The sequence below is a fragment of the Robertmurraya phoenicis genome (genome assembly GCF_047302285.1).
Taxonomy (GTDB): Bacteria; Bacillota; Bacilli; order Bacillales; family Cytobacillaceae; genus Robertmurraya.
On sequence record NZ_CP154845.1, the window covers coordinates 2,649,744 to 2,672,582 of the forward strand.

Annotated in this window: 25 protein-coding genes; 2 read left to right on the forward strand and 23 right to left on the reverse strand. The window is 38.9% G+C overall.

The genetic code is table 11. The features are described from left to right. Both AA0X71_RS13130 and AA0X71_RS13135 read right to left on the reverse strand, forming a co-directional pair. The gene (locus AA0X71_RS13130; protein ID WP_413355759.1) at positions 1–543 is read right to left on the reverse strand and encodes an NADPH-dependent FMN reductase; all 543 of its coding nucleotides are present in this window, start codon (positions 541–543) and stop codon (positions 1–3) included. 32 nt (positions 544–575) lie between these two features. Then, entirely contained in the window at positions 576–1,508 is a 933-nt protein-coding gene (locus AA0X71_RS13135) for an aldo/keto reductase (RefSeq protein ID WP_413355760.1), read from the reverse strand. A gap of 206 nt (positions 1,509–1,714) precedes the next feature. Between AA0X71_RS13135 and AA0X71_RS13140 the strand changes: the two genes are divergently transcribed. Then, complete coding sequence (locus tag AA0X71_RS13140; RefSeq protein WP_413355761.1) at positions 1,715–1,933, forward strand: helix-turn-helix transcriptional regulator; 219 nt, start codon at positions 1,715–1,717, stop codon at positions 1,931–1,933. Then, the gene (locus AA0X71_RS13145) at positions 1,920–2,354 is read left to right on the forward strand and encodes a hypothetical protein (protein WP_413355762.1); all 435 of its coding nucleotides are present in this window, start codon (positions 1,920–1,922) and stop codon (positions 2,352–2,354) included. The genes AA0X71_RS13140 and AA0X71_RS13145 overlap by 14 nt, the downstream gene beginning before the upstream one ends. A 225-nt stretch (positions 2,355–2,579) precedes the next feature. Here the strand turns inward: AA0X71_RS13145 and AA0X71_RS13150 are convergent, their stop codons facing one another. From AA0X71_RS13150 to AA0X71_RS13250, 21 genes are all read right to left on the reverse strand, one after another. Next, positions 2,580–3,734 (reverse strand): 1-propanol dehydrogenase PduQ, encoded by a 1,155-nt coding sequence (locus AA0X71_RS13150; protein ID WP_413355763.1) that lies wholly within the window; start codon positions 3,732–3,734, stop codon positions 2,580–2,582. A 50-nt stretch (positions 3,735–3,784) separates the two neighbouring features. Next, entirely contained in the window at positions 3,785–4,621 is an 837-nt protein-coding gene (locus AA0X71_RS13155) for a hypothetical protein (protein WP_413355764.1), read from the reverse strand. 81 nt (positions 4,622–4,702) lie between these two features. Further along, positions 4,703–6,094 carry an aldehyde dehydrogenase family protein gene (locus tag AA0X71_RS13160; RefSeq protein WP_413362601.1) on the reverse strand — a complete coding sequence of 464 codons (1,392 nt, stop codon included), beginning with the start codon at positions 6,092–6,094 and terminating at the stop codon, positions 4,703–4,705. A gap of 7 nt (positions 6,095–6,101) precedes the next feature. Continuing rightward, positions 6,102–7,097 (reverse strand): cob(I)yrinic acid a,c-diamide adenosyltransferase, encoded by a 996-nt coding sequence (locus AA0X71_RS13165; RefSeq protein ID WP_413355765.1) that lies wholly within the window; start codon positions 7,095–7,097, stop codon positions 6,102–6,104. 15 nt (positions 7,098–7,112) lie between these two features. Next, complete coding sequence (locus AA0X71_RS13170; RefSeq protein ID WP_413355766.1) at positions 7,113–7,379, reverse strand: EutN/CcmL family microcompartment protein; 267 nt, start codon at positions 7,377–7,379, stop codon at positions 7,113–7,115. A gap of 15 nt (positions 7,380–7,394) precedes the next feature. Then, the gene (locus AA0X71_RS13175) at positions 7,395–8,183 is read right to left on the reverse strand and encodes a flavoprotein (protein ID WP_413355767.1); all 789 of its coding nucleotides are present in this window, start codon (positions 8,181–8,183) and stop codon (positions 7,395–7,397) included. A 1-nt stretch (position 8,184) separates the two neighbouring features. Next, positions 8,185–9,018 carry an ethanolamine utilization protein EutJ gene (gene eutJ / locus AA0X71_RS13180; protein ID WP_413355768.1) on the reverse strand — a complete coding sequence of 278 codons (834 nt, stop codon included), beginning with the start codon at positions 9,016–9,018 and terminating at the stop codon, positions 8,185–8,187. A gap of 1 nt (position 9,019) precedes the next feature. Continuing rightward, on the reverse strand, positions 9,020–9,664 hold the full coding sequence (locus AA0X71_RS13185; RefSeq protein ID WP_413355769.1) for a phosphate propanoyltransferase: 645 nt from the start codon (positions 9,662–9,664) through the stop codon (positions 9,020–9,022). Between the two features lie 22 nt (positions 9,665–9,686). Beyond that, a complete protein-coding gene (locus tag AA0X71_RS13190) occupies positions 9,687–9,968 on the reverse strand; it encodes a BMC domain-containing protein (RefSeq protein WP_019152636.1) in 282 nt (93 codons plus the stop codon). 13 nt (positions 9,969–9,981) lie between these two features. After that, on the reverse strand, positions 9,982–10,704 hold the full coding sequence (locus AA0X71_RS13195; RefSeq protein ID WP_413362603.1) for a BMC domain-containing protein: 723 nt from the start codon (positions 10,702–10,704) through the stop codon (positions 9,982–9,984). 18 nt (positions 10,705–10,722) lie between these two features. Then, positions 10,723–11,193 (reverse strand): glycerol dehydratase reactivase beta/small subunit family protein, encoded by a 471-nt coding sequence (locus AA0X71_RS13200; RefSeq protein WP_413355770.1) that lies wholly within the window; start codon positions 11,191–11,193, stop codon positions 10,723–10,725. Beyond that, entirely contained in the window at positions 11,190–13,016 is a 1,827-nt protein-coding gene (locus AA0X71_RS13205; protein WP_413355771.1) for a diol dehydratase reactivase subunit alpha, read from the reverse strand. Before AA0X71_RS13205 ends, AA0X71_RS13200 begins: the two co-directional genes overlap by 4 nt. A 34-nt stretch (positions 13,017–13,050) precedes the next feature. Beyond that, positions 13,051–13,566: a diol dehydratase small subunit gene (locus AA0X71_RS13210; protein ID WP_413355772.1), complete on the reverse strand. Its 516-nt coding sequence runs from the start codon at positions 13,564–13,566 to the stop codon at positions 13,051–13,053. Positions 13,567–13,582: 16 nt separating this feature from the next. Beyond that, positions 13,583–14,260, reverse strand: a complete 678-nt coding sequence (locus AA0X71_RS13215; RefSeq protein ID WP_413355773.1) for a propanediol/glycerol family dehydratase medium subunit — start codon at positions 14,258–14,260, stop codon at positions 13,583–13,585. A 22-nt stretch (positions 14,261–14,282) separates the two neighbouring features. Beyond that, positions 14,283–15,947 carry a propanediol/glycerol family dehydratase large subunit gene (locus tag AA0X71_RS13220; RefSeq protein ID WP_413355774.1) on the reverse strand — a complete coding sequence of 555 codons (1,665 nt, stop codon included), beginning with the start codon at positions 15,945–15,947 and terminating at the stop codon, positions 14,283–14,285. Between the two features lie 17 nt (positions 15,948–15,964). Next, entirely contained in the window at positions 15,965–16,741 is a 777-nt protein-coding gene (gene pduB, locus AA0X71_RS13225) for a propanediol utilization microcompartment protein PduB (RefSeq protein WP_413355775.1), read from the reverse strand. Positions 16,742–16,761: 20 nt separating this feature from the next. After that, on the reverse strand, positions 16,762–17,046 hold the full coding sequence (gene pduA, locus AA0X71_RS13230) for a propanediol utilization microcompartment protein PduA (RefSeq protein ID WP_019152644.1): 285 nt from the start codon (positions 17,044–17,046) through the stop codon (positions 16,762–16,764). Positions 17,047–17,869: 823 nt separating this feature from the next. After that, the gene (locus AA0X71_RS13235; protein WP_413355776.1) at positions 17,870–18,949 is read right to left on the reverse strand and encodes a helix-turn-helix domain-containing protein; all 1,080 of its coding nucleotides are present in this window, start codon (positions 18,947–18,949) and stop codon (positions 17,870–17,872) included. Next, complete coding sequence (locus tag AA0X71_RS13240; RefSeq protein WP_413355777.1) at positions 18,942–20,180, reverse strand: PocR ligand-binding domain-containing protein; 1,239 nt, start codon at positions 20,178–20,180, stop codon at positions 18,942–18,944. Before AA0X71_RS13240 ends, AA0X71_RS13235 begins: the two co-directional genes overlap by 8 nt. 143 nt (positions 20,181–20,323) lie before the next feature. Then, on the reverse strand, positions 20,324–21,529 hold the full coding sequence (locus tag AA0X71_RS13245) for an acetate kinase (protein WP_413355778.1): 1,206 nt from the start codon (positions 21,527–21,529) through the stop codon (positions 20,324–20,326). A gap of 313 nt (positions 21,530–21,842) precedes the next feature. Further along, a complete protein-coding gene (locus AA0X71_RS13250) occupies positions 21,843–22,787 on the reverse strand; it encodes an alpha/beta hydrolase (protein ID WP_413355779.1) in 945 nt (314 codons plus the stop codon). Positions 22,788–22,839 lie beyond the last annotated feature (52 nt).

Sequence of the window (22,839 nt, forward strand, 5' to 3'; positions counted from 1 at the left end):
TTATCCTACATTCACAAATTCAATAAATCGTTCAACAACACCATCTAAAAAGGTTAATGTTGGTTCATCAACAAGCCTTCCCTCTTTAAATTTATCACCTGCATGATTGATAAGAATTTCATTTCCAGCAGGTGGCAATACACGTGAAGAAAGTCCAGGACTTGATAAAATTTGACGCAAATGCTGCTGTGCTCGCAGCGATCCAACTTGTCCTGTTGATGCTCCCGCAACCATGACAGGCTTCCCTTTTAATTCCTTGTCTGCACGAGAAAGCCAATCTAAGGCATTTTTTAATACTCCTGGGATTGACCAGTTAAATTCTGGTGTCACAATGAGAACACCATCGCTATTTACAATCTCTTTTCGTAAGCGAAGTACTTCAGAGCTTGGATTGGCTTCCGTATCTTGATTGTAATGAGGAAGATCATCAATCTTTGCTACGGTAATTTCTACTTTTTCCTGATATCGTTCTTCCATTGTTTTCACTAAGGCTAAATTTAACGATTCTTTTCTAGTGCTTCCTACAAGTGCTACGAGTTTCATTTCTTTACCACCTTTGTCGCTTAATGAATTGATTATACTTGAAAAACACGATCAATCTTCGCAATTTCGGATTCTGAAAGTTGAACTTCCCCTGCTTGAAGATTGCTCAAAATCTGCTCCGGTGTTTTTGCACCAGGAATGACTGCATCAATTGGTTTACGTGTTAAATACCACGCTAAAACAATATGACCAACCTGACAATTTTTTTCATTGGCTATTTTATGTAATTCATCAATTTTATCTAAATTACTGAAGTAAGCGTCCTCTTTAAACAGTGGGTGCTTCTTTTGACTCTCCGTCAAAGAAGTATCTCTGCGATATTTTCCTGTTAAAAGGCCCTTCGCTAATGGAAAATACGGGATAAAAGAAATTTCCTGTTCCGTCACATACGGAAACAGCTCTTCTTCAGCAGTACGGTTGAACAAGTTATAATGAGACTGCAGTACCTCTAAGTAGCCATCTTGATTGGCTTCCTTCAACTGCTCTATATTAAAATTCGAAACACCAATCGCTCTGATCTTCCCTTGTTCCTTTAACCTTTGTAACGCACCGACAGCTTCTGCCTTTGGCGTTTTGTCATCTGGAAAATGAATATAAAATATATCAATATAGTCTGTTTGAAGCCTTCTAAGTGACTCTTCAACACTTTGAGTGAGAAATTGTGGAGAATTATTATGCACGACTTGGTTGTCAACAAATGTGTAAGATGCCTTTGATGCAATGACAAAGGTGTCTCGTTTGCCATGTTCTTTCATGACCTCACCGATTAATTCTTCTGAGCGACCAAGTCCATAAAAATAAGCTGTATCAAAAAAGTTCATTCCATTATTAACTGCTGTATGAATGATCTTTTTAGAAATCGCTTCATCGATATTTTCATAAATATTATGGCCTCCAATGGCATTTGCTCCTAGACCAATGGGATTAACAAGTAAATCTGTTCTACCAATTCGATTACGTAACATCGTTCATGCTCCTCCTTTCAACTAATACCCTTTTAATATAAACCTCTCATTTTTGATTTGCGAATTATAAGTCTTCATTCTGAGTTTGGTTTTTAATTATTTGGCATCACTCCACTTTATATTCAATATATATATTATATAATGTAACGTATATATTGAATTATGCAATATATATGTTACAATAAATATAAGAGGTGATTCACTAGGTGAGAAATAACGTAAAAATTGCTCGTATTCAAGTTGATTTAACACAGCAAGAGCTAGCAGAGAAAATCGGTGTCACAAGGCAAACCATAAGCTTAATTGAAAAAGGCAAGTATAATCCAACGTTGAAATTATGCTTAGAAATTTGTTATGCCGTCAATAAATCATTAGATGAGATTTTTTGGATTGATCAGGAGGTATTAAAAAATGAAGATCATTAAAGATGAACGATTACAATTGCAAAATTTAAAAAACATCCGTATTGCCTTTATTGTACAGACAGTTGGGGTCCTCGCGATTCTACTCTATGAAACAGTAACTGAAGGGTTTACTGCGGCTAAAGAAAATCCTGTCTGGCTCGTTTTTATGCTTTCCGCTGTTGTCTTAGGGTGGCTAAATCTAACAATTTCCGTCGACGAGTATGATGATGCCAATCCTCCAAAAAAGCTAGCGCCGTATTATCAAGTTGTTATTATTCCTTTAGTGGTAGGTGCTGTCGTCACATTGCTGGCATTATACGGACCAGACAAAAGCAGCTTTAGTGAAGCAATACTTATTGGAGCAGTTGTATTTGTTTGTTTTCTTGCAACCTTTACATTTGTATATTTCTTACGAAAAAAGCGGGCAAAGGATAGAGAATAACATCTTCCATCTACATACAAAAATGGTAATAACAAGCTATTACCATTTTTGTATGTATGTTTTCATTGCAAGCCATTTGATTACTTCAATTCACATAACAAAATGAGAACATACTTCGTCCTATACCTACAAACTATTTAATCAACCAATGATAGACTAATTTAGGAAGAAAGCTTTTAAATCGGTACCTCCTCATTGACTTTTCCTCCTTTAATACGAAAATTTTCATCCTTTGTAAACCCATTTTAATAGATTGATAAAGTCTAATTCAGATACTTCTTTCGGGTTCCCCTCTGTACAAATATCCTTTTGGGCACTATGGACGATGTCTTGGATTTGACGTTCATATACTTGCTCCTCTATATTTGCACCGTGTATGGATAAAGGGATTCCTAATTTTTCATTGAGTACTTTTACCGCGGTAGAAAGACTCAAGACACCTTCTTTTCGCGTTGAACAAGGTAATCCTAGAATTCTAGCCAGTTCTGCATACTTCTTGGCTGCCTTTGAGGTTTGATAAGTATCATCGCATAAACCTCCATTATATTGAATGATATATGGGAGCAATAACGCGTTACTTCTGCCGTGGGAAAGGTGGAACTTTGCACCGATAGCGTGAGCTAAGCTATGAGTAATCCCTAATGATGCGTTCGTAAATGCGATACCAGCCATGCATGAGGCTAGATGTAATTTCCCTCTTGCTTCCATGTCATTTCCAAATCGATACGCTCTTAACAAATAAGTAAAAACACTCTTAATCGCTTTTTCTGCATATAAATCTGTTAATTCTGTCGCATTTGCAGAGACATAAGCTTCTATTGCGTGAGTCAATACATCCATGCCCGTATCTGCCGTGACGGCTGGAGGTACCGTTTTCGTCAATTGCTCATCCAAAATCGCAACCTCTGGAATCATCCGTTCGTCATTTAGAGGAATTTTAATATTATTGCTCATATCTGTCACAACTGAATAGGATGTGACTTCAGAGCCTGTACCACTAGTAGTTGGAATCGCAATAAATAAAGGTTTATCAACCCATTTATCATTTGGGATTTTTTCCATTACCTGATAATAGAAAAGCAGGATTGCTTTAGCTACATCAATCGGTGATCCTCCCCCTAGAGCGATGATGACATCAGGTTTTTCTTCAAGAAATATAGCAAGACCCTTTTGAACGGTTTCAAGTGAAGGATTTGGCTCCACATCTGAGAAAATTTTACAAGGTAATCCTTGTAATCGATTCGTGATCGCATCTGCCATCCCAAATTTCACCATCATTTTATCCGTCACCAGAAAAGCTTTCTTTTTCTTTAAATCTTTTAAATAATCGATGGAATGGCTTCCATTGTAAATTTTTGGTCCTACAAAAAAGGAATTCATGACGTGTACCTCCGTGTTTCTAACTTAAAACTTCCTTATTGTGAAACTGATCACATAAACGCGAAAATAAAGAAGCTACAAATAAAGATGGTCGTTGCTGGTGGGTCAATATACGTATCTACATACGAATTGAAGGTATTCCCGGCGATTTCACCTATTACTCCAGCAATTACTGCAAACAACGCTCCATACAAGATACTTCCAGTAGCAATTGTTGCATACCCTGCGACAAGGGTGATATGATGTGTCGCTGGAATATCGAAGCCAAACTGTAAGAGAATTAATAAAGATGCACTAATGACGAAGCCAAGAACATTAATTTGAGTAAGGTCAACAAGATATGAAATGACTAATCCAAATCCGAGAGAGTAGACGACGATAAACCCTAACGATTTTCCCCCAGGTACAAACTTCCTTTTCTCTCCATTGGTAGGTGTAAATTTCCCTATGAGCCCCGATTTCCCAAAAACAAAACGAGAAATAATACAGGAGATAAACACGGTTAAAGCAACTGTATCTACAGGAGTTTCGAAATAAATAAGTACACTGTTAATAAGGTAACCAACAATGCCAAACATACCTCCGACCAATAAAACACCGATATCATTTGTCTTCTTCAGTGGTGTTAAAATATCTAAAGCACTATCCAGTGCATTCCTTTTGTTTGCTGCAAACGCCGCCGCTGCAACCCCTCCCGCAAATGCAATATGCGGACCAAGTAGTGTTCCAAATACGACATCGTTTAATATGGTCGGAGGTCCACCGGCGGCAATCACTCCGACACCAATTAACCCCACAAATCCTGCAAAAATAAAGGCAGGCAATGCACCAAATAATGCACCAAATAGTCCACCGCCAAATGATGCCAAAATTAATTCCCAAGTCATAAAAACCTCTCCTCTTCAAATTCTTCGTATAAAATAAAGGTTTATCATGGAGAAAAAATCTAGTAATCATACACTTTGTTGCTATCTAACAGATAAACCATCTACTAGAACACATTTTCTTTTTCTAGCAAAGTTTTTTGCAGAAGTTAATCCTTCTCCTGTCGGCCCGGCAATCGTAAAGGTCGTATATCCTTCTCCACCAACGCCAATTCCAGCATAGGAAGGACCATTTTTAACAAAGATTGTCGTTTGAATCGCTTTTGCAAATTTGGTTAAATTGTCCACGTTTTTAGAATGCATAATGGCTGTATGGCGGAAACCATGCTCCACATCAACGGCCAAATCAATTGCAGCATCGACGTCGTCAACTCGTACGATCGGTAGAATAGGCATCATTAATTCGGCTGAAACTAACGGATGATCTCCCTCAACATTCATAATCGCAACCCTTGCATCAGCTGGCACTTCAATCCCAATATGCTTTAAAATATAAGCAAGATCTTTCCCTACAAATTTCTTATTTGCGTGTCCTTTATCAACTACTAATTCTGTTAACTGCTCAATCTGGGCCTTACTTGTAATGAGAAAAGCTCCATTTTTCTTCATATAAGAAACTAAATAATCAGCTACTTTTTCAACAACAATCACTTCTTTTTCCGCTACGCAAGGTAGATTATTATCGAAACTGCAGCCATCGATAATATCCTTTGCTGCTTTTTCTAAATCTGCTGTTTCATCAACTACTGCAGGAGGATTTCCTGCACCAGCACCAATGGCTTTTTTCCCACAAGATAGAACCGCTTTTACAACACCAGGTCCACCTGTTGCCACTAACATTCTGATTTTTTTATGTCTCATCATCATATTTGCTTGTTCGATCGTAGGCTCTTGTACGGTTGTCATTAAATTCTTTGGCCCACCAGCGTCTACGATTGCTTTATTCAATACTTCAATAGCTTTAATTGAAGTCTCTTTTGCTGTAGGGTGTGGACTAAAGACAACAGAATTTCCTGCTGCAATCATCCCAATTGAATTACATATAATCGTTTCAGTTGGGTTAGTTGTCGGCGTAATGGATCCAATTACCCCATAAGCAGAGAGTTCAACAATCGTTAAGCCGTTGTCACCTGAAAATGATTCTGTTCTCAAGTCTTCAATACCAGGCGTTTTTTCGGCCGCCAAAATATTTTTGATGATCTTATCCTCATAATTTCCCATCCCTGTTTCATCCACTGCCATTCGGGCAAATAGCTCAGCGTTTTCTTTGGCAGCGCTTCGAATCGAATCAATTATTTTGCCTCTATCCTCTAATGAAAATTTAACAAGTTCTTTCTGAGCAATTTCTGCTGCCTCGATCGCCTCATTCATCTCCATAAATATGCCATTTCCAATACTTGATTGAGGTCGACTATCGGTCGAACTCATTTCTTCTAAAATTTTCTTTACCATTTCTTCTATTTTTCGTTCTTCAATAGTCAATTTAATACCCCTCTTTCTTTTTCCGAAATACTTCGATTGCTTCTTTGGCAATGAGCATATCTTCTTCAACAGTTCCACCACTCACTCCAATTCCACCGATGATCTGCTCATCGTTATAAAGTGGAAATCCACCACCGAATGTGACAATCTTCTGGTTTGTCATTTGAATGCCGTACAGTTCTGTCCCAGGTTGGATAACAGGAACTAGTTCATGGGAGGCCATTTTTAAGGCAACTGAAGTATATGCTTTGTTCAAAGAAAGCTCCAAACTTGCTAATAGTGAACCTTCCATCCGATGCAATAAAATGGCATTCCCCGCTGGGTCTACGATGGAGATGACAACCGGAACACCTATCGCTATTGCCTTTTCTTCCGCAGCTCGTGCTATTTCACAAGCAAGTTCTAAAGAAAGACGAAAGCAAGAATTCCTATCCTGAAGCTTCTCCAATTTCCCTATAACCTTTGACTTTATCTGTTCAAGCTGATGGTAATGTACTTGCGCACGAGCTAACATAAACAAAACATCAGATAAACGATTGACATATTGGATGAGTTCACTTCGTACAGCTAATGTCTTAGTAAGTTCAACAATTTGTCTCTCTGCCCTACGAATGATCGCTCTCGATAAATGAAGATTGGCAGAAGCACTCGTCTCACCTGGGATGATAAATTCATGGATCGGGCCCATTATTTGCTCAAATTTATCAATAATCTCTTCGAATCTAGTAATTTCCTTTTCACTGACCTTGTTCTTCAAAAGGTCTTTTCCTTTTTCATCACTTGCTAGTTCTGCCCCGACAACAAAGAGTTGCTTTTGGATGTCTTTTATAATGCTCTTTATTTCAATGTGGTCGATTTGAGAAACCGCTACCCCTAAGGCTGCATTTGCTTCATCTAAAGTTCCATAACAGGACACTTTGAGACTATCTTTAGAGATCCGGCTTCCACCTAACAGGCCGGTCTCACCTTTATCACCTTTTTTTGTGTAAATTGCCATTTCGGTCACATCCTCTTAACTAACTTCCATTGAATCGACAATACCAACAATTGCAGAATCTATACATGAAGTAGCCGCTCCAAATACATACATAGCAGATTCTCCTTTTGTCACGAGTACATGTTCGCCAGTGCCTGCCCCGACAGAATCCACCGCCACTTCAAAAGTTCCCAAATTTCCATCTTTCGGATTTATTTGTTGGACGATAAGGAGCTTTTTCCCGACTAGTTCGTCACTCTTTCGTGTCGCTACTACACTTCCAACTACGAGACCAACATACATTTTTTAACACCTGCCCTAATCTTCTTGAACGATTTTCACACCAAGTTCCTTCGCTGTATCAAGAGCAAGAGGACTTATAATGGTCGCATAAGGAATTTGTATCGTCATTTCCTTCCGCTTAGCTTCAACAACATCCTCTCGAGTAATAATCTTTTTCTTAAAAGAGAGCATCGGTCGCTTTTCTTCTGATCCTGTTTCAACCTGGGGAGAAAAGGTGAAGACATTTTGTTGAACAGTTTGAAATAGGTCCTTAGCATCGACAAGCTTTACTCCGTAGCTTTCTAATACTCCAAGATAATCACTCATTTTATGCAAATATGCTTGCTGTCCCTTATTCAAACCGAGTTTTTGACGTGAAGCATGCAAAACATCACATGCGTCCTTCGCCGCAATAAATGGAATCCCACTCATCAGCATGTGTGAAGCTAAATTCGTTACCATATTGTCTGCTATCCCAAGTGAAATCTTCACCATTGTATTGATGGTTAAGGTCGGGACAATGAAAACACTAATTCCTTCATATAAAGGACGTAATTCTTTTATATCTTTTTCTACAAAAACGTTGGAAGTACCAACTTTATCGCTTATTAATTGAGGGGTGAGAACAAATTCTGCACTATTGGAGAGTACAATCTTTAAATCCCAACCATCAGTTTGTAGAAGGCGAATCTGCTCCAGTGACTCTTGAAAACCACCATATCCTCCAGTAAAAAGGACTGTTGCCCTTTTCGTTCTTTTTTGCAATCTCCTGATCACTTCTTCTACAAAACTGTCCAATATTGAATGAGCGCCCAAACCCTTCACCTCATTTCAAACTGTTTAATGCAATGCCTAGTGGCGTGATAAGTAGAGGATGTGCCGGCTTAATGGTTTCAATGCCAATCTCTTTAAAAAAGACTTTTTCGAATTCATCAAAACAACTTGCTCCTCCAACCACATAGATTTTTTTAACATCAAATCCTTGAATTTGCCTTTTGACAATCGATGCCATTTTTTCAACAACAGGTTTAACAACAGGAAAAATATCATTTTGCTTCATCGGATTCATCTTGAGCTTCTCGGCTTCAGCAATCGAAATCCGATAATTCCCTGCCACAACCAAGCTCATATGTGTTCCTCCTGTAGGTTCATCAGCGGTATAGATGACTTCACCATTTTTTAATATACTAATGCCCGTCGTACCACCACCTACATCAACAACAGCTCCATCTGTTAGTCCTAACACAGTTGCCGCTGCAGTAGGCTCATCAATGACATTCGTAACTTCCATGTCGGCTGCTTCTACCACATTAGAAATCGCCTTCATATTTCCACCGATGGTACCAGGTGGTACAGCAGTTGCCGCATGAGTCAGAGTAGTTCCAAGCATTTCTTCTACTTGACTTTTAAGTTGTTTGACGATTTTTACAGCTCCGATATAGTCTACAACCAGTCCATCCTTCACAACGGAAGCCGGGTAGGTAGCTCCAGCTAGCGGGTTCCCAATCTCATCTACGACAGAAATAATAATATTCGCTGTGCCAAGATCGACGCCAACCTTCAAGTTTCCTGCAGACATATTTGCTCGACCTTCATCTATTAACCTTGCAAAACTTGTGATATAATTGTTGACCTTTTCTAGATTGATAGACATAAGCATCTTAGCCTTTCCGAATAAGTCCTAAATCTCCGTTTCTTACACTGGCCGCATTTGCTTCATCCGTATCCAAGTGCATTTCTAACACATATTTTTCTGATATTCGAATTAATACATTTTTAAAAATCGTTTTTCTTTCTCCACCTAATTCAACTTCGACTAATTCCTTGTCTTTCAGTTGAAATTTCTCAGCAAATTGTGGTGGAATGTGGATATGTCGTAATGCTACGATTACTCCTTCTGTCATTTCCAGCTCACCACAAGGACCTTTCAATCGCACTCCAGGTGTGCCTTCTATTTTTCCAGATTCTTTAATTGGTGCCGGGACACCAAGCTTGAAACTATCCGTCATCGAAACTTCCACTTGCGTAATATTCCTAACAGGTCCAAGTATTCTTACACGTTCTAGTTCACCTTTCTTGCCAATAATAGAAACGGTTTCTTTAGCTGCGAACTGTCCTGGTTGTTTTAAATCTTTCCATTTTGTTAATTGGTATCCTTTCCCAAATAAAACTTCAAGATCATCTTGTTTTAAATGAATGTGGCGATTAGAAACTCCTATTGGAACATAGGGTTGCTCTTCTAATGCAAGCACTCGTTTCACAACTTCTTTCAAAATCTTTTCTTGAATTTGCCTGTTATATGTCATACAAGAACACCCCTATCCTGCTTTATTCGACTGTTTTTGATGGAAGGATTTTTTCAACATCAGAATGTGGTCTCGCAATAACATGGACAGATATCACTTTTCCGACTCTTTCAGCTGCTGCTGACCCAGCATCAACTGCTGCCTTTACAGCACCTACATCGCCTCTTACTAGAACAGTCACAAGACCAGATCCAATTTGTTGATACCCTAGTAAAACCACATTTGCTGCTTTAGCCATCGCATCAGCTGCTTCAATGGCACCAACTAAACCTTTAGTTTCAATCATTCCTAATGCATCTTTCATTTTTCATTCCTCCTCAATTTTCATGAATGCAAGTCGATCTCAAGTCCCCTTTTCTTCGTGGACATTTCGGATCTTTACAAATATTGCATACTTCCGTCTCTTCTTTTTGCTGCTCACTGACTTGCTCATCTATGACTAATGTTTTCGCTTGTTTTTTAGTGATGGAGTCATTTTCTTCAATTTTTATTTCTTTAGAGAATAGCTGAACGTTTAAATCAGATTTTTCTTCTTCATCAGCTTCCTCTTTAAGCGGTGAAATGGCGACCATTTTTAAAGAATCTGTTTTAGAAGTGGGTGTCTCTATTTCGTTCTCATTGTCTTTCTCTGCTTCCATTTCTTCTTCGCTAGTCTCAATATTTAAAGGTTCTGATAGATTCGTTGATTCAACTTCTAAGGAAATCGTTTCTTCTTCGATGTTCATTTCTTTATTTCTGAGTGGATTTCCCGGACCAATTGTTTCTTTAGAATAAATTACGTTTTCTACTCCACTGCCTAGTCGAGGAATAATATGTTTACTATAGACTTTTCCGACTCGTTCTGCGGCCATGACAGCAGCTTCTACAGCAGCTTTAACGGCTCCTACATCACCTTCAAACTTAACCGTTACCATTCCGCCACCTTTCGTTAACTCATATCCTAATAATGAAACATTGGCAGATTTAACTGCTGTATCTGCAGCTTCTATTGCTGCTGCCAAGCCAACTGTTTCAATCATTCCTAATGCGTGCATACCCATCGTCAAAGGTCACCTCCTTTAATCGGTTGCCTGAAGCCTTTTAAGTACAAGCGCTACGATTCTCGTAATATCCTCTTTTGTTAATGAATTCTCTAAGACTGGAGGAGTTGCGAAAACCTTATCCTTCTCTGCCTCAAAAGATTTAAAAGGCATTCCTTTTACTAACCTTGCAGCGTTCGCACCTAATACTCTTTGTTTGAAAGAATCATTAATATTTTCCTTGAACAACGGTTGCTTCTTGTCTAGCTTCGTATAGTGAAGAATCATTTGCCCATCCTGATCAATGCCAATTCCGACGCCCAAAGTGGAATCGAGAGCAGCTTGATAGCTTAATTCTAGAGCTGATTTTTGTTGACTTTCTTTGACGAAGGTAGGGACACCCTCTTCTTCAACCCCATAAAGTAAGGTACAAAAAAAGGAAGGTTCATTCAGTTGTGCATTATAATAAACATGGATAGCTTGAATCTCATTTCCATTGTTTATTTTCACTGAACTCCTCCCCTTTCACACAAAGCCAATATTAAACCCGTTGCGACCGCATTTCTTGGTCCTTCTGTCCCTCTGATATTCCCTCTTCCAGCAACGACACTATATTGAGATAAAGCATCTGTAACTAACTGTGGTACCTCGAAATCAAGAGCGGACCCACCTACTAAAACAACAAATTCCATATCTCGTATATTTCCTGTAGGTGAAACCATTGTTAATGCGCGCAGTGCATTCGTTACAAAAACTTTTTCTTTTGCTCCTCGCCTTACAATTTTGATCTTTTCTACAGAAAGCTGTCCCGGAATTGGAATCATATTCCCTTCCTTTAAAATAACCACTCTGGCAAATACATGTGGTTCAAGTGGTTTTTCAAAGAACTGTACCGTTCCATCCTCATGACGAATATGGAATAAACTTTCTACTTTAGCTAAAGGGTACTTCTTAATATCCTCAGCCAATGCAATATCTTCAAGCCCTAACTCCGTATTAATGAGCATGGTTACCATATCGCCTGCACCTGCTAAGTGTACAGAAGTCGTTTTTCCAGTTCTAGCCATAACCGATGCATCGGTAGAACCTGCTCCCATATCCACAATGGCGATCGGGATCTTTGTTCCTGGAGTGGAAAGGGCACCCCTTATCGCCATATCTGCTTCGACACCACCAACCTCAACTTCGACATTGATTTGTGTACGCAGTTCATCGGCAATCATTTGCATCTGCAATTTATCGGCTTTCACCATTGCAGCAATTCCGACGGCATTTTCCATAGAGAACTCTTCCGCTAAACCGCCTTTAACCTTTTGCGGTATGAAAGTATTGACAGCTAACAAATCCTGAATTTTGATATCATCTGGATGCTGTTTCGTTAATTCAGACATGACCTGTCTAACTCGTTCAAGCATCCCTCCAGCATTCGTACCTGCTTCTCCCTTTATATCTTCTATCGGGGTGGCAGCCGTTAATACTTCCATCATTTTTTCGGCACCTTCATCTACATCAACGGTTAAATTCCGCTTACCAAACACCATTATTTTTCCAGCTGGAATACTCCTCGCTTGCACATCTCCTTTTGGTGTCTTAATGACAACCGCGGAACGATTTCCAATAAGTGCTCTGGCGATCGGAACGATCATTTTCGTTTCTTCACTAGTTAAATCAAACACAGTCGCAATTCCATATGGATTTGCAAGTACTTCCACTACACCACCAGGTGGAGCTACTTCAATGGCCGCCTTCATTCCAAGCGGAACTTTCTCGATCAGACTTACCTCATCAATAATCGGCATTTTTTTGTGAATTCGATTATTGATGAGAACGCCATCATCCTTCTGTGCTACAGCTCCATTTATGTTAATTCCTCTATCCAAGGAGTTATTAATCATCTTCGCTGCATCATCAAAGTCGATCGTCTTTCCGATTAAAACGATGTAGTTATCTTCTCTATTGGCATGTTCCAAATCGGCAATATCAATGGTTTTCCCAATGCCTAAGCCCAATCCCCCAGGAGTTGAGGGGTTGTGGCCAATCATCGTCGACTCTGTAATAATTGTCTCAGTGATCGTTTCCATGGCCACATCCCCAATAACAGGGGCTGCTTCATTAATCCGAACCAAGTCCAAATCTTCTATATTTCGATTAATTTTATCAAGAGCTTGTTTAATGGCAGCAAGAACACCATGGATATTTTGTTTCGTTCCTTTGATCCCTGTTGTTCGCACAAAGTCGCTAGCCAAAAAAGTAACCTCATTGTTTCCTGTTATGGTAGCGATGGCGACTTCTGTTGTGGCATTTCCAATATCCACTCCTGCAACCAATTTCATCGATTCTACCTCCTGGAATATCTAACGCAAGATGTTAGTCTTTTTTCAGTCTATCTCTTTTCTCGTATACTTCAGCAGCTTCGCGAACTAGTTTCGCATTCATTATGGCATTGAATTTTTGCTCTAATTCTTCAGCAATCGCGAGTAACTCTTCTTTCGTAGAGCGGTATGGTCTTAAAGCATTATAGATTTCAAGAATTCGACCGTCTGGTACGGCAATTAATTCAGCAGCCCTGCGGAAATTTTGCGCTAAAGGTTTTCTTCCCATTGATTCTGCTACTTGAGCCTGTAACTCCAATGTTTCAGGAGCAATCCGAACATCCTCTGGAGTAACAACACCATCGATAACGCCCTGCAATGTTATTTGCTCCAAGCTTTTATTTGTTGGGGTTTTGATAAGCTCTGGTCGCTTTTCACCAAGTGGATAATCTTTCTTCGCATCAACCTTTACTGCACACTCTTTTTTTTCCGTTGCTTGCGCCTTCTCTGGAACCGTCCCCATGGAAGACATAACTTCTTTTACGATTTGTTCAATAAGCTGTTGATTCATTCTACTCACCTCCGTTTTAGTTAAATTTCACTTGCAAAGCAGTTGCTTTTTTATTTCTATCTACATGTTCTGTTTCCTTAATATGAAGCAATGCAGCGATCGCCTGGTACTTTGGTCGAGCCATTTGGTCGTTTCTTGTTGGTACAGGGTTCGGCGATTCTCCTTTTGCGTATTTCGCTGCATTTTTTCCAATTGCTCGGTACGTTTCTGGATCTAATAATGGCGCCTGTGGGAAAAGTTCTAAATTTGATAAAGGTGGTAAATCCTTTTGATGGATAACCGTTGTACCTTTTGACTGAATTCCAATGCCTATTCCAGAGCCACTAAATTTTGCCGCTTGATGGGCTACGAATCCAACATCTGAAGTATGATATACGCGAATCAATCGAGCTGAAACACCTTCTTCTTCAATACCAGCAATCATTTCTCTTAACACTTCCGTGTGTGGGAGCCCTACTATCGTTTTCGTTTGATGAACACCAAATGCTGCAGCGACGGCAATCACTACTTCATCCTTTCTTGTTCCAATTGTTGCAGGACCAATTTCAACAATTTCTAATCCTTTAGCGTTAGGAGCAATTGATGGTTGTTTAGTGGATTCATCAACTGCTGTGGCTTCCAATTTATCCTTCATATTGAAGTCCTTTAAAACTTCTTCAATGACTTCTCTAATTAACTTTTCGTTAATAGCCATTTACATAACACCCCTTTTACGTTTAGTTCACATCTTCTGGTCGAATAGCGCGAGGAATTGCTTTGATTTCTTCCCATCTAGCATCACTCATGCGATAACCCGTACCAGGTCCTTGATAATCATTCAAATCATTGACGGCACTGACGATTTTCCAATCTTTATCGATAATGGCAGAAGTGTGTAAATAATCTCCAGAAACACGTTGTTTTAACATGCTAAGAACGCTCTGTGCTACATCTTCAAATCCGCCCTTACTCAATGCTTTAACAATGTCAATTCCTGTAATTCCACGCTTCATCATGTCATCAGCCGCTCTTAAATCTTCTACCACATTACGGTCAGGCATGTCCTTACTTCCATGAGCATATGTAGCAGCTTCTACTTCTTCATCCGTAATCGCAGGTAGTCCTAATCCATCAAATACCATTTGAATGGCTCTAGCCGCTTTATTTCTGATTGCCACTACTTCATCTTCCGAAACAGGGCGTAGTCCACCATCTACCTTCAAATCACGTTGTAATACGTTATAATCATCAAAGTCCTCAGCATCAAAGTTTGAACCTGCAAACATATTGTCATAGTTTGGAGTTGCACTGTATCCTGAGAAAATAAAGTCAGTACCTGGAAGCATTTGCATTAAAGTTCTAGCCGTTCTTCTAATATCAGAATGGGAGAAGGTTTGGTCATTCCCTGAGGCCACCTCCATATCCATCATCGTTGTAAATAAATTCTCTGCAAGCACAGCGCGAATACCAGATGGAACCCCACCAGGAACACCGATACAACTAATGGAACCATTTTGTAGTCCTTGAGATCCGGCACCCTTTGTAACAAAAATACAACGCGCTTCAAGATATAGCATTGATTTCCCTTCAGCATAGCCCATTTGAACTTCTGAACCAGTCCCTGAAGTGAAACGCATCTTCAATCCACGGGATGCGTATGCAGATGCAAGGAATGCTTTAGAAAATGGAGTGTCATCCCCATCTACGAACACAGGCTCAGTTCCGTATACAGATACCGTTTCTGCATAACAAGTAAGACCTCTCATCCCCATTTCAAGTTCTGTCGCTTCTTCCACTGAACATTGTGTTAATATTCCGCCACGTCCAGTTTGTGCTCCTACTAACAGGCCAAGCGCATTAAAAGGGGCATAACGAACAATACCTACAGTTGTTTCTTGCTCATCGAAACCACGCAATGCAGCTTCTGCTGCATCTGCTGCGATTTGAACAGGATTGTCCTTCAAATTCGTTACGTGACATTGGTTAGAAGGTGTTTTTCTTGCTCTCATTTTTTGTAGGGCCATCATCAGTTCTACGACATTCATGTCTTTGACGACGTCGCAAAGCTTTGCTGGTGTCATCGCAGTACTAAGTGGGATAATTTTTTTTCTTGGTACGTTAATATCTACTAGCATTCTTGCAAACTCGTTTGAATCAATGGACATCGCTTCTTCAGCTTTTTCTAAATTAATGGCGTAATCCGCGATAAATGTATCAATAAAGTCAAATTCCTCACGCTTTTTACCGTCTAATTCGACAACTACACCATTTTCAATTTTTATACTAGGCTTCGGGTCATTTGGACCACTCATCGCCATAAGTCCCACTTCAGGCCATTCAGCAACGAAGCCATCCTGGTTTACTGGGCGCTCAGACAATACTTGAAAACGTTTTGATTTCATTGATTACCCTCCTCAGGTTAGATGTAAGGAACTGTATCTGATACAGGTTCGCTTCCGAGAGTTCCTAACAATTTTTTTCCTACTTCTCTAGCCGCGATTAACGATTGGCGAACAGCACCAGAATCACCGCTGAATGTTAAAATTACTTCATTTGAAAAGCTTGTTCCTTGAGCAGGTGAACTATAGCCGATTACATCGACATTTGCTGCTTTAACTGCAGTATCTGCAAGTACGACACCGATAGCTGCAGGAGCACCCACTAGTAAACCAAATGATTTACCCACTTCTGCATTAAACGCTTTCTCACAAGCATAGCTTGCACGGGCTGTATATTGGAATTCGAGATGACCTGCTTCATTACCATATACATCACCGAAAGTGCGCTCTAGTTCTTTAAGTGCTACTTCAACCGCACGACGTGCATCTGCAACATCTTCAGCACCAAAGATGATTAAAGAACCATGTCCTGCACCACCTTTTGTATCACGCGCAAGCTCAACCGTTAAAATCTCTGTATTAGTAGCTTTTACGGCTTCATCCGCTGCCATAATTTGCGGACCTGCACCTGTACGAGCACCAATAATCCCAATTGAGCGGTATTTCTTATCAAGCTTCATTGCTTCATGGACACTTGAATCTACATTTGCAATCACAAGTCCAATCGTGTCTCCACGCCCTACACCAACAAACTCTGTTAACCCACAGAATTCTTTTTTAGGTGTCTTTACTTCCTTTGGAGCTTCAACCTTCTTCATAACTTCTTCCATAATTTTTTCGATCATTTGTTCTTTCATTTATTAACACCTCCAAAAAATTATTGTTGCTCTAATTTTGGTAAGATTCCTTCTACTTCAGCATGTGGTCTAGGAATTACATGAATGGATACGACTTCTCCGACTTTTTCAGCAGCTGCTGCTCCAGCATCTGTAGCCGCTTTCACAGCACCCACATCACCGCGAACCATTACAGTAATTAGTCCAGAACCGATTTTTTGGTAACCGATTAAGGTAACATTCGCTGCTTTAACCATGGCATCAGCTGCTTCAATTGCACCAATTAAACCTTTTGTTTCTACCATACCAAGTGCTTCTTTAATCATTCTAAATTCCTCCTCTAAAAGTGATTTGAGCAGGTCGCAGGAAAAATCATCCTCTACTCCTACTCTCCTAACAAGCCTTACAATAATTATGATAGAGTTTTTTAAGTGTGACTTCTCAATACTATATTGGCTAATACGGATAAAGATTTGGCTCGATTATGACTGCGAACCTATCTTTTTTTGTCTAGGAAAAGATAATTTTTTGTTCTAAAATGGGAATTTTTTCGAATGCTCTATCCTTTTTTTAAATGAAGTAAAAAAACAAGTCTGGGTCAAAATGTCGGTGGTAACGACTTTTTGATTATAGTTTGGAGCGTATAAATTCTCTCGACTTGTGGATAAAGTGTTCGTATAAACAGTTGGATTATCGGTATGAAAAAATAACAGGAAAATTTCCGCTTAATGAGCAGACATCATGAAAAAGAGCCGAAATAACAGGAAAAATTCCTGCTACTCCCTCAAAAAATGCCAAAATAAACAATTTTGCCTTCCATAAGCGGAAAATCTTCCGTTATTTCTCCTATAAGGGACGTCGTTGCGAAGATAACAGGAAAAATTCCGCTTAAGGGTAAGAGATGGTTGGAGCAAAATAGGGTCTTCTAGTAGAAATTTAGACAAAGCGGAAATCGGTTGAATTCTTGAAAGCTAATTTGCGTTTCACTCAATTTTTTTGTACGAGGAAAACCGAAGGTATAAAACGAAATGGGTCTTGCGTTAATGGCAAAATTAACAGACAAAAATAGAGAAAGGTGAATTTGAGTACCCTCAGGATTCACCTTTCTCATGATTTGAAGCTAGTTATGTCCCAGCCTTGAATGAATATCTATATAAACCAATTACCATTTAATATGGAGTTATGCCTTTTCATCGAATCCGTTTTTTGTTCAAGCTCAACTACGTTCTTTCTATATTCTGATGGGGTCAAACCAACCTCTTTTTTAAAGACCTTACTAAAATAATTTGGCTCTTGATAATTTAACTCCATAGCTATATTTATAACTGGCAAATCCGTTGTTTCTAGAAGTTCTTTTGCTTTATCCATTTTTCGTTTCGACACGTAATTAACAAAGTTGATATCTAATTCCTTTTTAAATAATTTACTTAAATAATAGGGACTTAAATGGACATGTTCAGCGGCAGCTTCTAATGTAATCCCTTTTTGATAGTTTTTTTCAATGTATTTGAGAACCGATTGGATTACTTTTATTTCTTGATCACTTTTAGAATTTCTTATTGTTTCGAAAATGTCCTCAACTAGACTAATAAACTTCTTATCGAGATCCTTAATGTCTATCTCAGCATACATATCCCACTCTAATTTATATGAAATAAATAATCCATTTTGATGGCATATGGAATCCAATGCCTTAATGATAAACTTAGCCGTTACATGGATTTTGTCATGATCATTTTCATATATTGAAAACAATTGCGCTGAAAGGATTTTCGCCATTTTCACCGAATTGTTATAATCTTCTTTAGCTACATAAGCAAGAAAGCGTTCAATGGTTTGATCAAGATTAATAGATTGGGAATGGTCTTCAGACAAGTACATATTTACAAGATGTATGATATCTTTTTGCTTATATGGTTTTAGCAAATAAGAATCTGCCCCCATTTCTAGCGCTTTAAAAACAAAATCATAGGAACCATAGTCTGTTAATAAAATAATGCGATTTTTTGGATTCCTTCGTTTCATATATTTTATTAAAAAGATCACATCCTCTCCTGGGATGTTGATATCAAGGAAGGTCATATGCCAATTGCCTTTTTCAAATAATCTTTTCGCCATTTTTCCAGAAGTTGCTTCTCCAACTACGGCTGTATTATCTATTTCCTCAAAGATAACTTTAAGTGCCTCCATTGAGATAATCTCATCATCAATTAATAGAATATTATACATAGGTGATTCCCCCGTTAGTTTCCCTTGGTATTCTGAACCTAACCGTTGTTCCACCACTTCTGTTTTGGGCGATCTGTAATTGAAATTCACTGCCATATAGTAATTTTAAGCTATAGTTTACATGACTAAATCCGATCCCCTTGAATTGATTGTCTTGATCAGACATCACTGCCTTACTCGTGAGTCTATTTATTTTTTCTAATGGCATTCCTACCCCATCATCAATCACTTCAAAAACAAAATCTTCATCTTGAGCAAATCCTCGAACGATAATCGTTCCATTTCCTTCTTTCGGTTCTAAACCATGAATAATCGCATTATCTAATAAGGAGACAATAATCATTGGAGGAATCTGGATCGTTCTTAAGTCTCTAGGGATGTCAATGGTAACTTGCATTCGTTCCCCAAACCGTATTTTTTGCAGTTTCAAGTAGAGATTGATATATGAAAGTTCATCCTCTAGTGTCACTAAACTATCGGAACTCGTTATCAAGTATTTCATCATATCTGAAAAGGTTAAGATGACCTCTTGCGTTTTTGGTGCCTTTTCAATAATGGAGAAACACGACATCGTATTGATAACATTAAATAGGAAATTGGGGTTAACCAAGAGACGAAAGAACTGATTTTGCTTAGTTAAAAGAGATTTTTCGAGTTCTGCTTGCGCTTTCATTTGATCTAATAGCTGTTGATCCTTCGCTCTTAATTCCTCTTGAATAAATTGACTAAAATCCTTTTCTACCATGCTATTAATAACATGAAACATCATGTCTGCTACTGCTGAAATTTTCTCATGCGGCATCACTGGAATCTTCTCTAATTCCGCTAGTATATCTTGATCCTCCCGCCAATCAAAAGATTCAGCTGTAATGTACTCAAGATTTTTATCGTCTTCATCACTTGCCTTCACTTGCCCTACAAGCATAGAGCCAATTAATCTTCCGTTTATAAGAATCGGAACGGCAAAATCAATCAATCCAGTATGACAACGATAAATGAAGACACTTTCTCTTCTTGATGCTTCCAATCCTCCAAAGGCATCACATTTAAGACAAGTATCGTAAAGTTTAGGACTCTGGCGGATTTTTTCACAGAATGATGAAAAGTTACTATACTTTGTGATCGGATTTCCACGAAAATCTACTGTGATAGCTGCTAAACCAGTGGCTTTTGTAAAAGAATCCTGTACTTTTTGAAGTACATCCAAATCAATGATATCCTGTACATTCATAGAATCATCTCACTCCATTAATAATCGTCAAGTGGGCTAGTGTCATCTAATTACTTTTCCTCAGACATTCGTAAGATCGATCACCCTAAAAGACCAAGCCAAAAAAATCTTGGTCTTTTAAGCAATGTATAGTGTTTACATACTTAACTCATAATCAAAGTCTCTTCACATTTGTTGTATACATCCCTAGCAATCATTAGTTCTTCATTTGTAGGAATCTTCAATACTTTAACAAGAGAATGAGGATAGCTAATGTACATTTCTTCCTCTTTAATCTTATTTAAGTCCGGATCCCAATATATCCCCATAAATTCCAAACCTTTTAATACTTTCGCTCGAATCGTCGGACTGTTCTCACCAATACCAGCAGTAAATATGACCGCATCCACTCCATTCATTCTTGCTGCATAAGATCCAATATATTGATGAATCCGACTAGCAAATATATCAAGCGCCAGCTCCGCACGATGGTCTCCTTGCTCTGCTCTAGCTTCTATATCTCGCAGATCACTTGAAAACCCAGATAACCCCAATAGACCACTCTCCTTATTTAATATAGATAAGACTTCATCAACACTTTTTCCGGTTTTCATCATAATAAATGGGATAATCGCTGGATCAATCGTTCCAGACCGAGTTCCCATGACAACGCCTTCCAGTGGTGTGAATCCCATTGAGGTATCAATTGATTTTCCGTTTTCAATGGCAGCAATACTTGCACCATTTCCTAAATGACAGGAAATCAGTCGAAGACTCTTAATTGGTCTTCCTAATATTTCTGCTGCTCTTTCTGAAACAAATTTATGAGAGGTACCATGGAATCCATATTTACGTATCCCATACTTCTCATAGTATTCATAAGGGAGTGCATACAAATAAGTGCTTTCAGGCATTGTTTGGTGAAAAGCGGTATCAAATACCATGACAGAAGGTACTTCTCCCATAACCTGTTGGAATGCTTTTATGCCTAAAATATTGGCTGGGTTATGTAATGGTGCTAACTCAGTCAGAGGTTCTAATTTGCTTAATTCCTCACATGTCACAAGAGTCGATTCCGTAAACACTTCACCGCCATGTGCCACTCGATGTCCCACTCCATCTATTTCGCTAAAGGAACGAATGATTTGATAGTGAATTAATTGTTCTAATAAGATCTTAACCGCTATCTCGTGATTACTGATTTCTAGAATCTCTTTTTTCATCTGACCATCTACGAGGATAGAAAAAGTTGATTCATTTAAACCAATTCGTTCCACAATTCCTTTTGTAATAACTTGTTCAGCGGGCATTTCAATTAATTGAAATTTTAAAGACGAACTGCCCGCATTAATTGCCATAATCTTTGACATACACCTATCTCCTCTACCCATTTTATTTCATGTATTAAGCAATCAGAATTGGCCATTTTGAAAAACAACCAAGTGATTGAAGGCTGTTAGGAATTACAATCACACTTCATGCTTCTCTGAGGAGAAAAATAGTATGCTTCAAGTTAATGATACACGTACTCTTAATTTCAAACGCATCCATATTGTTACTAAAATTCGAACTTTGTAAGTATTTGCTAATTTAAAAATGTCTACCAGAATAGATGAAATAAAAAAAGCTGAATGAGCAATCAATCTTAAGAACTGCTCATTCAGCTTCTATTAAATGGATCATTTATGTGGAGGCGATACTTCCTTGGAACGCTTGTTTTAACGCATCCGCTGCTTGCTCTATCGACTTTTTACCTTGAGTTAAAGTAGCCGGCATCCAGAAAAATCCATGAATCATCCCCTCATATCGGGTTGCTTCTACTTGAACACCAGCTTCTTTTAACCTTTTGGCATATGCTTCCCCTTCATCACGAAGCGGATCAAATTCTCCTGTTAAAACAAGGGCTGGAGGCAAAGCACTCAGATCACTAGCTAATAACGGGGACGCATACGGATTTTGGCCATCCTCTTCATTGTTTAAATAGTGATTCCAGAACCAAACCATACTGTCTTTCGTCAATAAATATCCATCTGCATTTTCCGTATAAGATTCCGTTGCATACGAATGGTTTGTAACAGGGTATATCAACATTTGATAGGCCAGTGAAATTTCTCCTTTATCTCTGGCCATCAATGCTACTACTGCGGCCAAATTTCCTCCGGCACTATCGCCACCGACAGCAACTCGATTTGCGTCTACATTTATAGAATCAGCATTATCAATTACCCATTTCACTGCTGCATAGGAATCTTCTGCTGCAGCTGGAAATTTATGTTCTGGTGCAAGTCGATAATCAACGGATACCACGACACAGTTTGCTCGATTTGCGAGCATTCGACAAGGTACATCAACTGTATCTAAATTTCCAATCACCCAGCCACCACCGTGGTAGTAAACTAGTGCTGGGAATGGACCTTCTCCTTCTGGAACATAAATTCGGACTGGGATCTCCCCTAATGGACCTGGGATCTTGTTATTCTCAACTTGCGCTACTTCTTCCGGTTCACCGGCTAATGCGCTAAAATCAGTCGTTGCTCGCGCTTCTTCCGGTGTTTGCGTATGCATCGGTGCGCCACCCATTGCTTCCATTTGCTCTAATAAGAATTTCGCTTGCGGATCTAATGCCATATTTACTTCCTCCTCCATTTTTATATAACTATTTATAAATGAATTTGATTCA